The 14,118-nt window shown below is 70.3% G+C and carries 15 protein-coding genes and 1 pseudogene; 10 read left to right on the top strand and 6 right to left on the bottom strand.

Going from position 1 to position 14,118, the window contains the following annotated elements; all coding sequences use genetic code 11:
• The 4 genes from H5J33_RS08775 to H5J33_RS08760 all read right to left on the bottom strand — a co-directional run.
• Window positions 1–1,021 (bottom strand): heme A synthase (locus H5J33_RS08775; protein WP_258564968.1); only part of this gene is annotated, 1,021 nt, incomplete at its 3' end.
• Window positions 1,022–1,129: 108 nt separating this feature from the next.
• Complete coding sequence (locus tag H5J33_RS08770; RefSeq protein ID WP_181794316.1) at window positions 1,130–1,846, bottom strand: ABC transporter permease; 717 nt, start codon at window positions 1,844–1,846, stop codon at window positions 1,130–1,132.
• A gap of 47 nt (window positions 1,847–1,893) precedes the next feature.
• Window positions 1,894–2,817 carry an ABC transporter ATP-binding protein gene (locus H5J33_RS08765; protein ID WP_181794315.1) on the bottom strand — a complete coding sequence of 308 codons (924 nt, stop codon included), beginning with the start codon at window positions 2,815–2,817 and terminating at the stop codon, window positions 1,894–1,896.
• Between the two features lie 30 nt (window positions 2,818–2,847).
• Window positions 2,848–3,663 (bottom strand): aminoglycoside N(3)-acetyltransferase, encoded by an 816-nt coding sequence (locus tag H5J33_RS08760; protein ID WP_181794314.1) that lies wholly within the window; start codon window positions 3,661–3,663, stop codon window positions 2,848–2,850.
• A gap of 183 nt (window positions 3,664–3,846) precedes the next feature.
• Here H5J33_RS08760 and H5J33_RS08755 point away from each other — a divergent pair, with 183 nt between their 5' ends.
• From H5J33_RS08755 to H5J33_RS08720, 8 genes are read left to right on the top strand one after another with little or no spacing between them, the layout of a single operon-like run.
• Complete coding sequence (locus H5J33_RS08755) at window positions 3,847–4,581, top strand: ArsR family transcriptional regulator (RefSeq protein ID WP_181794313.1); 735 nt, start codon at window positions 3,847–3,849, stop codon at window positions 4,579–4,581.
• On the top strand, window positions 4,578–5,999 hold the full coding sequence (sufB, locus tag H5J33_RS08750; protein ID WP_181794312.1) for a Fe-S cluster assembly protein SufB: 1,422 nt from the start codon (window positions 4,578–4,580) through the stop codon (window positions 5,997–5,999). The genes H5J33_RS08755 and sufB overlap by 4 nt, the downstream gene beginning before the upstream one ends.
• Window positions 6,000–6,055: 56 nt before the next feature.
• Entirely contained in the window at window positions 6,056–7,240 is a 1,185-nt protein-coding gene (sufD, locus tag H5J33_RS08745) for a Fe-S cluster assembly protein SufD (protein WP_181794311.1), read from the top strand.
• Window positions 7,237–7,557 (top strand): non-heme iron oxygenase ferredoxin subunit, encoded by a 321-nt coding sequence (locus H5J33_RS08740; protein ID WP_181794310.1) that lies wholly within the window; start codon window positions 7,237–7,239, stop codon window positions 7,555–7,557. Before sufD ends, H5J33_RS08740 begins: the two co-directional genes overlap by 4 nt.
• A 7-nt stretch (window positions 7,558–7,564) precedes the next feature.
• Window positions 7,565–8,329, top strand: a complete 765-nt coding sequence (sufC, locus tag H5J33_RS08735) for a Fe-S cluster assembly ATPase SufC (protein WP_030617891.1) — start codon at window positions 7,565–7,567, stop codon at window positions 8,327–8,329.
• Window positions 8,326–9,582 (top strand): cysteine desulfurase, encoded by a 1,257-nt coding sequence (locus H5J33_RS08730; RefSeq protein WP_181794309.1) that lies wholly within the window; start codon window positions 8,326–8,328, stop codon window positions 9,580–9,582. The genes sufC and H5J33_RS08730 overlap by 4 nt, the downstream gene beginning before the upstream one ends.
• A 16-nt stretch (window positions 9,583–9,598) precedes the next feature.
• Entirely contained in the window at window positions 9,599–10,066 is a 468-nt protein-coding gene (gene sufU, locus H5J33_RS08725) for a Fe-S cluster assembly sulfur transfer protein SufU (RefSeq protein WP_181794308.1), read from the top strand.
• Window positions 10,063–10,395, top strand: coding sequence for a metal-sulfur cluster assembly factor (locus H5J33_RS08720; protein WP_030792219.1), 333 nt, complete (start codon window positions 10,063–10,065; stop codon window positions 10,393–10,395). The genes sufU and H5J33_RS08720 overlap by 4 nt, the downstream gene beginning before the upstream one ends.
• A 60-nt stretch (window positions 10,396–10,455) precedes the next feature.
• Here H5J33_RS08720 and H5J33_RS08715 read toward each other — a convergent pair whose 3' ends face one another.
• Together H5J33_RS08715 and H5J33_RS08710 are read right to left on the bottom strand one after the other, a co-directional pair.
• Window positions 10,456–10,605 (bottom strand): hypothetical protein, encoded by a 150-nt coding sequence (locus H5J33_RS08715; protein WP_181794307.1) that lies wholly within the window; start codon window positions 10,603–10,605, stop codon window positions 10,456–10,458.
• A 140-nt stretch (window positions 10,606–10,745) separates the two neighbouring features.
• Window positions 10,746–13,619 carry a tetratricopeptide repeat protein gene (locus tag H5J33_RS08710; protein ID WP_181794306.1) on the bottom strand — a complete coding sequence of 958 codons (2,874 nt, stop codon included), beginning with the start codon at window positions 13,617–13,619 and terminating at the stop codon, window positions 10,746–10,748.
• Window positions 13,620–13,712: 93 nt separating this feature from the next.
• On the opposite strand from H5J33_RS08710, the gene H5J33_RS08705 reads away from it, so the two are divergent.
• Window positions 13,713–14,036 carry a multidrug efflux SMR transporter gene (locus H5J33_RS08705; RefSeq protein ID WP_181794305.1) on the top strand — a complete coding sequence of 108 codons (324 nt, stop codon included), beginning with the start codon at window positions 13,713–13,715 and terminating at the stop codon, window positions 14,034–14,036.
• Window positions 14,036–14,118: pseudogene (locus H5J33_RS37300) on the top strand (TetR family transcriptional regulator); the annotation flags it as partial. The gene H5J33_RS08705 and the pseudogene H5J33_RS37300, both read left to right, overlap by 1 nt.

Genomic DNA, 14,118 nt, shown 5'->3' with positions numbered 1-14,118 from the left:
CCAGCAGCAGCCAGCCCGCGCCCAGGTAGGCCGCCGCCGTGTCCGTCAGGAGCAGGTCCTGCGGGGTCTCGGGGCGCTCGCGCAGCGCCAGCAGCACCCGCAGCACCCAGATCCACATCACCGTGGAGCCCAGCATGTGGGCGGCCACCAGGGCTTCCGGGAGATGGGTGAAGTACTGGACGTAGCCGATGGCGCCCTGGCACAGCAGGACGACGAACAGCTCCCGGGTGCGGGCCAGCGGTGCCTTCGGCGCGTCGACCGCCTTGAGCACGAACCACAGCGCGAACGTCAGCGTGACCACGATCCAGGCGAGCACCGCGTGCAGCTTGGAGACGGTCTCCCAGTCGATGGGGATGCGCTCGACCTCGCTGGAGTCACCGGCGTGCGGCCCGGCCCCGGTCACCACCGTGCCGACCGCGATGAGCAGCGCGGACGCGGCCACCAGGAACCACACCAGCTGCGCCACCGCCTTGCCGACCAGCGGGCGCGGGGCCTCGTCGCCCTCCCGGGTGCGCTGCCACATCACCGTCGCGATGGCGATCAGGGCGGTGGAGAGCAGGAAGTGCGCGGCGACCGTGTACGGGTTCAGGCCGACCAGGACGACGATGCCGCCGAGCACGGCGTTGCCCATGACGACCCAGAACTGCGCCCAGCCCAGCCGGGTCAGGCCGCGCCGCCACGGCTTCTCGGAACGCGCGGCGATGATCGCCCAGCCGACGGCGGCGCACAGCACGTACGTCAGCATGCGGTTGCCGAACTCTATGACCCCGTGGAAGCCCATGGCCCGGGTGGTGGTCAGCGAGTCGTCGGTGCACGTGGGCCAGGTCGGGCAGCCGAGGCCCGAGCCGGTCAGGCGCACGGCGCCGCCGGTGACCACGATGACCACCGACATGACGAGCGCGGCGAGGGCCGCCCGCCGGACGGTCCGGGCACCCGGGGTCCAGCGGGCGGCGATGAAGGCGAGCGGATTGCGCAGGGCGGCTTCGGCGTCGGCGCGGTTCAGCTTAGGCACGCGCACCATCGTAGGCCGCCGCTTGTGCACGCGTTCACGAGGGTCACTCCGATGGGGGTGTTCCTGCTCACGGAAGGGTCATTCGCGGACGGGATCCCGCCTCCCGCGGGGCCCGGGTCACTCCCAGCGGAAGAACCGTCCGGCCGCGGCCAGGCCGGCGACCGCCCACACGGCGAGGACGGCCAGGTCGCCCCAGGGCATGCCGGCGCCGTGCTGGAGCACGTCCCGCAGGCCGTCGGAGAGGGCGGAGATGGGCAGCAGGCCCAGGATCCGCTCGCCCGCCGAGCCGAACTTCTCCAGTGGCACGATCACCCCGCCGCCCACCAGCAGCAGCAGGAAGACCAGGTTGGCGGCGGCCAGGGTCGCCTCCGCCTTCAGGGTGCCCGCCATCAGCAGGCCGAGCCCGGAGAAGGCGGCGGTGCCGACGACGAGCAGAGCCACGACGGCGGCCGGGTTGCCGTGCGGGGACCAGCCCAGCGCGAAGGCGATCACGGTCAGCAGCACCACCTGGAGGACCTCCGTGACCAGCACGGACGCCGTCTTCGCGGTCATCAGGCCCCAGCGCGGCAGTGGCGAGGAGGCGAGCCGTTTGAGCACGCCGTAGCGGCGCTCGAAGCCTGTCGCGATGGCCTGCCCGGTGAACGCCGTCGACATCACGGCCAGCGCCAGCACACCGGGGGTGAGGAAGTCGACCGCCTCGCCCTTGCCGGTGTCCACGATGTCGACGGAGCTGAAGAGCACCAGCAGCAGGGTCGGGATCACGACCGTCAGCAGCAGCTGCTCGCCGTTGCGCAGCAGCATCCTCGTCTCCAGCGCCGCCTGCGCCGCGATCATGCGGGGGAGCGGGGCGGCTCCGGGTTTCGGTGTGTACGTACCCGTGGTCACGAGCGCAGCTCCTTGCCGGTCAGCTCCAGGAAGACGTCCTCCAGCGTGTGCCGCTCGACCGAGATCCGGTCGGGCATCACCCCGTGCTGGGCGCACCAGGAGGTCACGGTGGCCAGCAGCTGGGGGTCGACCTTGCCGACCACCCGGTAGCCGCCCGGGGTGAGCTCGGCGGCCGTGCAGTCGGCCGGGAGCGCCTTGAGCAGCGAGCCGATGTCGAGGCCGGGGCGGCCGGTGAAGCGCAGGGTGTTCTCGGCGCCGCCCTTGCACAGCTCCTCCGGGGAGCCCTGGGCGATGACCCGGCCGCCGTCGATGATCGCCACGTCGTCGGCGAGCTGTTCGGCCTCGTCCATGTGGTGCGTGGTGAGGATCACCGAGACGCCGTCGGCGCGCAGGTCCCGCACCAGGTCCCAGGTGGCCCGGCGGGCCTGCGGGTCCAGGCCGGCGGTGGGCTCGTCCAGGAACACCAGTTCCGGGCGGCCCACGACGGCCATGGCGAGCGCGAGCCGCTGCTGCTGGCCGCCGGAGAGCCGCCGGTAGCTCGTGCGCCCGCAGGAGCCGAGCCCCAGCCGCTCGATCAGCGCGTCCACGTCCAGCGGGTGCGCGTGCAGCTTCGCCACGTGCCGGAGCATCTCCTCGGCGCGGGCGCCGGAGTACACACCGCCGGACTGGAGCATCACGCCGACGCGGGGCCGCAGCTCGGCGGCCTGCCGGACCGGGTCGAGGCCCAGGACGCGCACCGTGCCGGAATCCGGCCTCCGGTACCCCTCGCAGGTCTCGACCGTGGTCGTCTTCCCGGCGCCGTTCGGGCCGAGCACGGCGGTCACGCCCGGCCGGGCCACCAGGTCGAGGCCGTCCACCGCGGTCTTCGTGCCGTACCGCTTCACCAGGGCCGCTACCTGGACCACGGGCTCACTTCGCATGGGCCCGAGTGTAGGGAGAGGGCACGCGGTTCAGACGGGCGGGTACGGGATGTCCCCCTCCCGTGGCCGGTGCGACTCCAGCCACCGCCCGGCGTAGGCCACGGCGTCCGCCACCGGGAACAGCCGGGCGTCCGCGCCGCCGGCCCGGCCGCGGACGACCGGCCGGTCCCGTTCGAAGTCGCGCCCGAGTTCGTCGAACCGGTCCGAGCTGATCGACACCTCGACCACCGTCTCCCAGCCCCCGCCGGGAGCGGGCCGGCCGACCTCCACGCGCGGGGCGGGTATCCGGTACTCGGCCAGGTGGAAGGCGGTGCAGGAGCCGTAGCCCGCGCCGAGCAGCAGCACCCGGGCGCCCAGCTCCTCCAGCTTCGCCAGCGGGCTTTCCTCGCCGAGCCGGCAGTCCGGGGCGTGGCCCTCGGTGATCTCCCGCGCGCGGGGGCCGAGCGCGGCGAAGGAGGTCTGGGGGTGGGCGCTGCGCAGGGCGCCGGGCCAGGTCCGCACGGTCTCGGGGATCACGCCGACCCCGAGCGAGGGGGTGACGAGCGGGTCGTACGCGGGCATGGTGGCGCGGATCCGGTCCCACCACTCCCCGGGCACGGGCGGGTTCTCCCACAGGGCGGGGTCCGACTGGTCGCCGGTCTGGGTGGGCACGACGAGGGTGCCGGCGGGGCCGAGGGCGTCGAGGAGTCCCTGGACGACCGCGACCGCGCCCCCGTTCACCCAGCCGAGCGAGCTGAGCGAGGAGTGCACGAGCAGGATCTCGCCGTTCTCGACGCCGAGCAGGCGCAGATCCGTGGCGAGGGTGTCCCGGGTGACAAGTGGGCCGGTGGGAGGGGGTGCGGGCATGGTTCGCGAGTCTTCCGGACGGCACTCCGCGGCGCCACCGGTTCGGCCATGATGACCATTTGGAATGATCGGCGGAAGATCATTTCCCCAGGTCACATTAGGTATACCTAAGTGACACAGGGCACCGCCTGATGATCCGGACCTCGCTTGTCAGGCCCCGCGGAATTACGCAACAATGGCGTTGTGAAAAACGTCGGCGAGGCTCGGGAGACCCCCACGGGGGCCCCTCAGGAGGAGCTAGCGACCGGTGAGCGCTCCACGCGCAACCGGGTCGCGCGCTCCATCCTGGACCACGGGCCGTCGACCGTCGCCGAACTCGCCGGCCGGCTGGGACTGACCCAGGCGGCCGTCCGGCGCCATCTGGACGCCCTGGTCGCCGACGACGTCGTGGAGGCCCGCGAACAGCGGGTGTACGGCACGCGCACGCGTGGCCGCCCCGCCAAGGTCTTCGCGCTCACCGACTGCGGCCGGGACGCCTTCGACCAGTCCTACGACAAGCTCGCCGCGGACGCGCTCCGCTGGATCGCCGAACGGGAGGGCGGCCCCGAGGCGGTCGCCGCCTTCGCCCGGGCCCGGGTCGCCGCCCAGGCGCGCTCCTACCGCCGGGCGATCGAGTCGGCGACCCCCGACAAGCGCGCCGAAGCACTGGCCAAGGCCCTGAGCGCGGACGGGTACGCTGCTACGGCGCGCAGCGCACCGGTCGGCGAGCAGCTCTGCCAGCACCACTGCCCGGTCGCCCATGTCGCGGAACAGTTCCCGCAGCTGTGCGAGGCGGAGACGGAGATCTTCGCGGAGCTGCTGGGCACCCACGTCCAGCGACTGGCGACCATCGCGCACGGCGACGGCGTCTGCACGACGTTCATCCCCAAGATTTCCACTGACGCACCTGCAAGCACGGCCGGGAGGAACCCCGCATGACTCTCCCCACGGAGACTGCCCACCCTGAGCTGGAGGGCCTGGGCAAGTACGAATACGGCTGGGCCGACTCGGACGTGGCCGGTGCCTCCGCCAGGCGCGGCCTGAGCGAGGAGGTCGTCCGCGACATCTCCGGCAAGAAGTCGGAGCCGGAGTGGATGACCAAGCTGCGCCTGAAGGGCCTGAAGCTCTTCGAGAAGAAGCCGATGCCGAACTGGGGCTCCGACCTCTCGGGCATCGACTTCGACAACATCAAGTACTTCGTGCGCTCCACGGAGAAGCAGGCGGAGTCCTGGGAGGACCTGCCCGAGGACATCAAGAACACCTACGACAAGCTGGGCATCCCGGAGGCCGAGAAGCAGCGCCTGGTCGCCGGTGTCGCCGCCCAGTACGAGTCCGAGGTCGTCTACCACCAGATCCGCGAGGACCTGGAGGAGCAGGGTGTCATCTTCCTGGACACCGACACCGCGCTGAAGGAGCACCCGGAGCTCTTCAAGGAGTACTTCGGCACGGTCATCCCGGCCGGCGACAACAAGTTCGCCGCGCTGAACACCGCCGTGTGGTCCGGCGGCTCCTTCATCTACGTGCCGAAGGGCGTGCACGTCGAGATCCCGCTCCAGGCCTACTTCCGCATCAACACGGAGAACATGGGCCAGTTCGAGCGGACCCTGATCATCGTCGACGAGGGTGCCTACGTGCACTACGTCGAGGGCTGCACGGCGCCGATCTACAAGTCCGACTCGCTGCACTCCGCGGTCGTCGAGATCATCGTCAAGAAGAACGCCCGCTGCCGTTACACGACCATCCAGAACTGGTCGAACAACGTCTACAACCTGGTCACCAAGCGCGCCGTCGCCTACGAGGGCGCGACCATGGAGTGGGTCGACGGCAACATCGGCTCCAAGGTGACGATGAAGTACCCGGCCGTCTACCTGATGGGCGAGCACGCCAAGGGCGAGACCCTGTCCATCGCCTTCGCGGGCGAGGGCCAGCACCAGGACGCGGGCGCCAAGATGGTCCACATGGCGCCGAACACGTCGTCCAACATCGTCTCCAAGTCCGTGGCGCGCGGCGGCGGCCGCACCTCCTACCGCGGTCTGATCGAGATCGGCGAGGGCGCCTCCGGCTCCAAGTCCAACGTGCTGTGCGACGCGCTGCTGGTCGACACCATCTCCCGGTCGGACACGTACCCGTACGTCGACGTCCGCGAGGACGACGTCTCCATGGGCCACGAGGCCACCGTCTCCAAGGTCTCCGAGGACCAGCTCTTCTACCTGATGAGCCGCGGTCTGTCCGAGGACGAGGCGATGGCGATGATCGTGCGCGGCTTCGTCGAGCCGATCGCCAAGGAACTGCCCATGGAGTACGCGCTGGAGCTCAACCGGCTGATCGAGCTGCAGATGGAGGGCGCGGTCGGCTGACCGCCGGCAGTCCCCCGTCAAGCCACTGACCTGAGAAAGCGAGCAATACGACAGCCATGGCTGAGGCCCAGAACATCCCCGTGGGTTCCACCACCGCGGGCTCCATCGCGGTCGCCGCGGAGTCGACCGTCGTCTCGCGCATGAGCGCGCCCCCGTCCTTCGACGTGGCGGACTTCCCGGTCCCGCACGGCCGCGAGGAGGAGTGGCGGTTCACCCCGCTGGAGCGGCTGCGCGGGCTGCACGACGGCACCGCCACCGCCACCGGCGAGGGCGTCACGGTCGAGGTGCAGGCCCCCGAGGGCGTCACCGTCGAGACCGTCGGCCGCGACGACGCGCGGCTCGGCAAGGCGGGCACGCCGGTGGACCGCGTCGCCGCCCAGGCGTACTCGTCCTTCGAGAAGGCCTCGGTCGTGACCGTGCCGAAGGAGACCGTCCTCACCGAGCCGATCCGCATCACGGTGCGCGGCGAGGGCGGCACCCGCTTCGGCCACCAGGTCATCGAGCTGGGCGCGTTCGCCGAGGCCGTCGTGGTCATCGACCACACCGGTGACGCGGTGCTCGCCGCCAACGTCGACTACCTCCTCGGTGACGGCGCCAAGCTGACCGTCGTCTCCGTGCAGGACTGGGACGACAAGGCCGTGCACGTGGCCCAGCACAACGCCCTCGTCGGCCGCGACGCCTCCTTGAAGTCGGTCGTCGTCACCTTCGGCGGCGACGTCGTCCGCCTGCACCCGCGCGTGTCGTACGCCGGCCCCGGCGGCGAGGCCGAACTGCTCGGCCTGTACTTCACCGACGCCGGCCAGCACCAGGAGCACCGCCTCCTGGTCGACCACAACGTGCCGCACTGCAAGTCCAACGTCGTCTACAAGGGCGCGCTCCAGGGCGACGAAGCGCACGCGGTCTGGATCGGTGACGTGCTCATCGAGGCCGCGGCCGAGGGCACCGACACCTACGAGATGAACCGCAACCTGGTCCTCACCGACGGCGCCCGCGTCGACTCGGTGCCGAACCTGGAGATCGAGACCGGCGAGATCGTCGGCGCCGGCCACGCCTCCGCCACCGGCCGCTTCGACGACGAGCAGCTCTTCTACCTGATGGCCCGCGGCATCCCGGAGCACGAGGCCCGCCGTCTGGTGGTCCGCGGCTTCTTCGCCGAGCTGGTCCAGCAGATCGGCGTCGCCGACATCGAGGAGCGGCTGATCGCCAGGATCGAGACGGAGCTGGAGGCCTCGGTCGCATGACGACCTTCGTACGCGTCTGCGGGCTGAGCGAGCTGTCGGAGGACACCCCGAAGCGGGTGGAGATCGACGGCACGCCGGTCTCGGTCGTGCGGACCGAGGGCGAGGTGTTCGCGATCCACGACATCTGCTCCCACGCGAACGTCTCGCTGTCGGAGGGCGAGGTCGACGACTGCCACATCGAGTGCTGGCTGCACGGCTCGCGCTTCGACCTGCGGTCCGGCAAGCCCGACAGCCTTCCGGCGACGCGCCCCGTCCCCGTATACCCCGTAAAGATCGAAGGGGACGACGTTCTCGTCTCCCTCACCCAGGAGTCCTGAGGCACCCATGGCAACGCTTGAAATCCGAGACCTGCACGTCACCGTCGAGGCCGACAACGCCACGAAGGAGATCCTCAAGGGCGTCGACCTGACCGTGAAGCAGGGCGAGACGCACGCCATCATGGGCCCCAACGGCTCCGGCAAGTCGACCCTCGCCTACTCCCTCGCGGGTCACCCGAAGTACACCATCACCGGCGGCACCGTCACCCTGGACGGCGAGGACGTCCTGGAGATGTCCGTCGACGAGCGGGCCCGCGCCGGCCTGTTCCTGGCGATGCAGTACCCGGTCGAGGTCCCCGGCGTCTCCGTCTCCAACTTCCTGCGCACCTCCGCCACCGCCATCCGCGGCGAGGCCCCGAAGCTGCGCACCTGGGTGAAGGAGGTCAAGGAGGCCATGGAGCGCCTCAACATGGACCCGTCCTTCGCCGAGCGCAACGTCAACGAGGGCTTCTCCGGCGGTGAGAAGAAGCGCCACGAGATCCTCCAGCTGGAGCTGCTCAAGCCGAAGGTCGCGATCCTCGACGAGACGGACTCCGGTCTGGACGTCGACGCGCTCCGCATCGTCTCCGAGGGCGTCAACCGCGTCCGCGAGACCGGCGAGGTCGGCACCCTGCTGATCACTCACTACACGCGCATCCTGCGCTACATCAAGCCCGACCACGTCCACGTGTTCGCCGGCGGCCGCATCGTCGAGTCCGGCGGCCCCGAGCTCGCGGACAAGCTGGAGAACGAGGGCTACGAGGCATACGTGAAGGGTGGCGCATCCGCGTGACACAGCTGCCGGGCCTCCTCGACACCGAGGCGATCCGCAAGGACTTCCCCGTTCTGGACCGAGTCGTCCACGACGGCAGGAAGCTCGTGTACCTGGACAACGCGGCGACCTCGCAGAAGCCGCGCCAGGTGCTGGACGCCCTGAGCGAGTACTACGAGCGCTACAACGCCAACGTCCACCGCGGTGTGCATGTGCTCGCCGAGGAGGCCACGGCGCTGTACGAGGGCGCGCGCGACAAGGTCGCCGAGTTCGTCAACGCGCCCAGCCGCGACGAGGTGATCTTCACCAAGAACGCCTCCGAGTCGCTGAACCTCGTGGCGAACATGCTCGGCTGGGCCGACGAGCCCTACCGGGTGGACCAGGACACCGAGATCGTCATCACCGAGATGGAGCACCACTCCAACATCGTGCCGTGGCAGCTGCTGGCGCAGCGCACGGGCGCGAAGCTGAAGTGGTTCGGCCTCACGGACGACGGCCGGCTGGACCTGTCGAACATCGACGAGATCATCACGGAGAAGACGAAGATCGTCTCCTTCGTGCTGGTGTCGAACATCCTGGGCACGGTCAACCCGGTCGAGACGATCATCCGGCGTGCCCAGGAGGTCGGCGCGCTGGTGTGCATCGACGCCTCCCAGGCCGCCCCGCACATGCCGCTGGACGTGCAGGCGCTCCAGGCCGACTTCGTGGCCTTCACCGGTCACAAGATGTGCGGCCCGACCGGCATCGGCGTGCTGTGGGGCCGCCAGGAGCTGCTGGAGGACCTGCCCCCCTTCCTGGGCGGCGGCGAGATGATCGAGACCGTCTCGATGCACTCCTCCACCTACGCCCCGGCACCGCACAAGTTCGAGGCGGGCACGCCCCCGATCGCCCAGGCGGTCGGGCTCGGCGCGGCGATCGACTACCTGAACTCGATCGGCATGGAAAAGATCCTCGCCCACGAGCACGCGCTGACGGAGTACGCGGTGCGGCGCCTGGCCGAGGTGCCCGACCTGAGGATCATCGGTCCGACGACGGCCGAGGACCGGGGCGCGGCGATCTCCTTCACGCTCGGCGACATCCACCCGCACGACGTGGGCCAGGTGCTGGACGAGCAGGGCATCGCGGTCCGGGTCGGCCACCACTGCGCGCGTCCGGTCTGCCTCCGCTACGGAATTCCGGCGACCACGCGAGCGTCGTTCTATCTGTACTCCTCGCCGGCCGAGATCGACGCTCTGGTCGACGGCCTGGAGCACGTACGGAACTTCTTCGGCTGAGAGGCGTGCTGACAAGGTGAAGCTGGACTCGATGTACCAGGACGTCATCCTGGACCACTACAAGAACCCGCACGGGCGTGGTCTGAGGGATGGCGACGCCGAGGTGCACCACGTGAACCCGACGTGCGGCGACGAGATCACCCTGCGCGTGAAGTACGACGGCACGACGATCGAGGACGTGTCGTACGAGGGCCAGGGCTGCTCGATCAGCCAGGCCAGCGCGTCGGTCCTCAACGAGCTGCTGGTCGGCAAGGACCTGGCCGAGGCGCAGCGGATCCAGGAGACCTTCCTGGAGCTGATGCAGTCCAAGGGCAGGATCGAGCCCGACGACGCGATGGAGGAGGTCCTGGAGGACGCGGTCGCGTTCGCCGGGGTCTCCAAGTACCCCGCGCGGGTCAAGTGCGCCCTCCTGAGCTGGATGGCGTGGAAGGACGCGACGGCCCAGGCGCTGGGTGGCGCCGACGCCGAAAGGAAGACGGCATGACCGACACCGCAGAGATGAAGCCGGCCTCGGAGGAGGAGCTCCGCGAGGCCCTGATGGACGTGGTCGACCCCGAGCTGGGCATCGACGTCGTCAACCTGGGCCTGATCTACGGCATCCACATCGACGACTCCAACATCGCGACCGTGGACATGACCCTCACCTCGGCGGCCTGCCCGCTGACGGACGTCATCGAGGACCAGGCCAAGTCCGCCACCGACGGACTGGTCAACGAGCTGCGCATCAACTGGGTCTGGATGCCGCCGTGGGGTCCGGACAAGATCACCGACGACGGCCGTGAGCAGCTCCGCGCGCTGGGCTTCAACGTCTGAACCGCGGCACCCCTCTTGTGTGAAGGCTCCCTGGAGACGCTCCAGGGAGCCTTCACGCTGTCATCGCCGCAGCGCCCGGACGAAGACCCGGAAGGCGGCGATGCGCTGGTCCCCCCGCAGCCCCCGCAGTGCGGCGAGGAAGGCCACCAGCAGGACCACGGTGAAGACCAACGGGACGATCACGACGACGAGCAACTCGGGCAGGGACACGGCCGGCCTTTCGACGGGGTGCGGTGGAAGGACGGGACGATCGAACCCCCACGCGGCGGTGTCCGGCCGGTGCCCGAACCCCTCGGCGGCTGGTTGTCGCAGGTCAAGAAGGGTGGACGGGAAATCCGGGGCGGTCCGGATCAGTACCGGGACGGACGGTCCGGGTCGCGTGCGTCGTCCGGACGGAAGGGTTCGAACCAGTCGTCCGGCCGCAGGTGCACCATGTCGAAGTGCCGGTTCACCGCGTTGTCGGGATTCTCGATCCCCTCCATCCAGGGCTCGTAGAGCATCAGGACGTCGTGGTCCTCGAACAGGAGGTCCTTGCAGGCGAACCAGTCGTAGTCGTCCGGCTGTTCGGGCAGGCCCTCCGTGAACTCTTCGGCGAGGTCCGGGGCGTCGTCGGTGATCGCAGCGGCATGTTCAAGGGCCAGGTGCAGTGCCATTTCCTCCCCGGTGCAGCGAGGACGGGGGACACCGCCGGCCTTGATGTCGTCGGCAAGGTCGTCGAAGGCGCGGATCATCAGGCGACGCCACTCCAGCCCTTGGTCCCAGGTCTGTGCGGGCAGTTCGTCGAAGCAGCCCCCGGTCCACCGGTCGGCCGTGACCGGCTCCTCCCCCAGTCTCCGCAGCCCCTCGGCCAACATGTCGGCCTCGATGTTCAGCGCTGCCTCAAGCACGCGCAGGGTGCGCGGACTCGGCACCCACGGCCCGTCCCCCTCCTCGTCGGTGGAAGGGACGTCAAGCGGCTCGGTGTATGCCAGTACCGGCCGGTTGAAATAGGCGACCGAAGCCGGGTCGCCCAACTCGGCTGCCCGGCGGTAGCACTTGTGGGCTTTCCCGTACTTGCCGCGGCGATGGTACAGATTCCCCAAGAGGCGGAGGGAGAGCAGGTCACCGTGGACGAAGGCCCGCTGGTACCAGGCCTTGGCGCTCTTCGCCGCGGTGTCCCACCTGCCTTCCCGCTCGGCGTCCTCGAACAGGCGGCCCAGCGCGGCTGCGAACCTTTGCTCGCGTTCCTCCGCGGGTTCGTTCGCGGGATGCATCCGCCCGCGCCATTCGGTGATGAGCCCCAGCGCGCGCATCGCCACGCTGTCCCCGGCATCGGCGGCGATGAGGTAGAGCTTCTCTGCCTCGTCCGGCCGGTTCTGCACGAAGTAGTAGAGCTTGGCCAGGTTGGTGGTCGACTCCCGGTGCCCGCGCCTCGCACCTTCGAGGTAGAGCCGTTCCGCTTCGGCGTGGTCCTCCCGTTGCCCGGCCAGCAGGCCGAAGCGGAAGAAGGCATCCGGGACCTCTGCTTCGAGCGCGAGGTTCCAGAGCCGCTCCGCCTCCTCCTGCTCGCCACGGTCCTCGTGTACTTGGGCGAGTCTGGCCGCCGCGTCCGGCAGGCCGTCCTCGTAGGCCCGCCGCCACCACTTCTCCGCCTTCTTGTGCCTCCCCTTCCTGGAGTGGCGCACGCCGAGGTTGAGCATGCCGTGGGTGTTGCCGGCCCTGGCCAGACGACGCCACCAGATCTCCGCCGCCGCTTCCTTGCCCTGGTCCAGCAGGATCGAGCCGACGTACAGCATGGAGTCGACGTGCCCCGATTCCGCGGACGGGAGGAAGGCGCGGAACGCCATGTCCTTCCGCCCGGCCTCGAAGCAGGAGACCCCCACGCTGTAGCGTTCGTGGACCGAGCTCGCGTGGCGTACGGCGGCCTCGCGGACGGAGTCCGGTACCGGAGGCGCGTCGGGGAGCTGCGCCACCCTGTCGACCAGGTACTCGAACGGGCGCCACAGATCCTTCCCGGCGGGCATCAGGAGCCGGCTCACCCCGAGCGGATCCCGCGTGGCCCATGCCACGGCCTCCTCCAGCGGCTCGGGCATGAGCATCGCGCTCTCCTCGTCCGCGAGATAAGCGGTGTGCAGCGAGGCGACGAGGCCGATGGGCACGGGGCCGAGGCCCGCGCGGGCCAGGTCGACCGCGGCGCTCACCAGCGCGTGTCCGCGCGTGTTGCCGCCCGCGTAACGGGCGTTGCGCCAGCGGTCCCACAAGTGAGGTCCGGCGGACAGGTATTCGGCGATGCCGTAGCGCCGGTGATGGGCGAGCGCTTCGCGCAGCCGGGGGTCCGTCTGTTCTCCGGCGCGGGCCAGCTCGCCGTCGCTCCACTTCCGTGGCAGATCGATGACGTCGGCCGCCTTGAGGACGGGGTCGCTGAGGTCGATCCTGGCGTAGGCGTCGTCGCCCTTGGCCGTTCCCGTCGTCCGGGGCGCACGCCGATGGTGCTCCGAGAGCCGCATGGTGGCGATGAGCACGGTCCCGCAGAGCACGAGCTGACGCAGCGCGACCTCGTCGAGCTGGGCGGGGCCCAGGTAGTGCTCGAGATCGTCCAGCCAGACCACGCAGTGCTCGCCTCGCCGCGCCGAGGCACGGGCGGCTTCCACGCACGGGCCGAAGGAGCTGTGACGCCGGGGCTGGAGGAGACGGCGGTCCGGCAGGACGCGGACCAGGGCCTCGAAGGCGGCACGGGTCTTCCCACTGGCCGAGTCGCCGCGGATCAGCACCAGGCCGCCGGTCTCCGCCGCCGCTGCCAGGGCCCTGTCGATTCCGGCGTCGGCGTCCCGTGTCACATAGGGAGGCAGGGGTCCGTGCCCGGCCGGCTCGCTGGTTCGCCGGACACCGAGGAGGACGGGGTCGGCCTCCGCCGCCGAGGAGCGCGTGGGACTGGCGGGCGACGTAGTCGGCGGCGGCGCGTCGTGGGCCGTCGCCTTGCGGTACAGGGCGCCCCAGGCATCCTCCCTGACGCGGTCCGGCGGCAGGGAGGAGAGCTCCCTGACCACGCTCAGGAGGGTGGCCAGGGCCGCCCAGTCCCGCGGCCGGCTCCGGCCCGTCTGCCAGCTGCTGAGGGTGGTACGGGTGAGTCGCGTGCGGCGGGCCCTGACGGACTCCGCGGCGATGCGGTCGAGCGTGAGGCCCGAATCGGCTACGAGGCTCTTCACCGCGGCACCGAACTCCGGATACCTGGCCTCTTCCCCCATGTTCCTCACCTGCCATGTGCGCGACCGGACCCTCATGATGCCCAATGCCTCGCCGCGTGGGGGCGGATCCAGCCGTTGTGTACGCTCGTACACATGGGATATCTGCTGCTCGCGGGTGCCATCGCGGCCGAGGTCACCGCTACGACGGCGATGAAGTACAGCGAGGGGTTCAGCCGGCTCGGGCCCTCGCTGGTGACCGCCGTGGGGTACGTCGTGTCGTTCGCGCTGCTCGCCCGGACGCTGAAGACCGTGCAGATCGGCACCGCCTACGCCATCTGGTCCGGGGCCGGCACCGCGGCCATCGCCGTCCTCGGGCTGCTGCTGTTCGGGGAGGGGCTGACGGCGGCCAAGGCAGGCGGGATCCTGCTGATCATCGCGGGCGTGGTGGTGCTGAACCTGGGCGGGGCGGCGCACTGATGGCGCGCCGTCACGACCCCGGGCGCCGGCAGCGGATCATCGACGCGGCGATCCGCGTGGCCGGGCGACCGGCATCCGCTTC

The organism is Streptomyces sp. WELS2 (assembly GCF_013870595.1).
In the GTDB taxonomy this organism is placed as follows: domain Bacteria; phylum Actinomycetota; class Actinomycetes; order Streptomycetales; family Streptomycetaceae; genus Streptomyces.
Note: the sequence above shows the minus strand (reverse complement) of the source record. Positions and strands in the feature narration are given on the sequence as shown.

Coding starts and splice junctions, on each gene's coding strand:
- H5J33_RS08770 (WP_181794316.1), bottom strand. CDS start 1,846: ATGATCGCGGCGCAGGCGGCGCTGGAGACGAGGATGCTGCTGCGCAAC.
- H5J33_RS08765 (WP_181794315.1), bottom strand. CDS start 2,817: ATGCGAAGTGAGCCCGTGGTCCAGGTAGCGGCCCTGGTGAAGCGGTAC.
- H5J33_RS08760 (WP_181794314.1), bottom strand. CDS start 3,663: ATGCCCGCACCCCCTCCCACCGGCCCACTTGTCACCCGGGACACCCTC.
- sufB (WP_181794312.1), top strand. CDS start 4,578: ATGACTCTCCCCACGGAGACTGCCCACCCTGAGCTGGAGGGCCTGGGC.
- sufD (WP_181794311.1), top strand. CDS start 6,056: ATGGCTGAGGCCCAGAACATCCCCGTGGGTTCCACCACCGCGGGCTCC.
- H5J33_RS08740 (WP_181794310.1), top strand. CDS start 7,237: ATGACGACCTTCGTACGCGTCTGCGGGCTGAGCGAGCTGTCGGAGGAC.
- sufC (WP_030617891.1), top strand. CDS start 7,565: ATGGCAACGCTTGAAATCCGAGACCTGCACGTCACCGTCGAGGCCGAC.
- H5J33_RS08720 (WP_030792219.1), top strand. CDS start 10,063: ATGACCGACACCGCAGAGATGAAGCCGGCCTCGGAGGAGGAGCTCCGC.
- H5J33_RS08710 (WP_181794306.1), bottom strand. CDS start 13,619: ATGGGGGAAGAGGCCAGGTATCCGGAGTTCGGTGCCGCGGTGAAGAGC.
- H5J33_RS08705 (WP_181794305.1), top strand. CDS start 13,713: ATGGGATATCTGCTGCTCGCGGGTGCCATCGCGGCCGAGGTCACCGCT.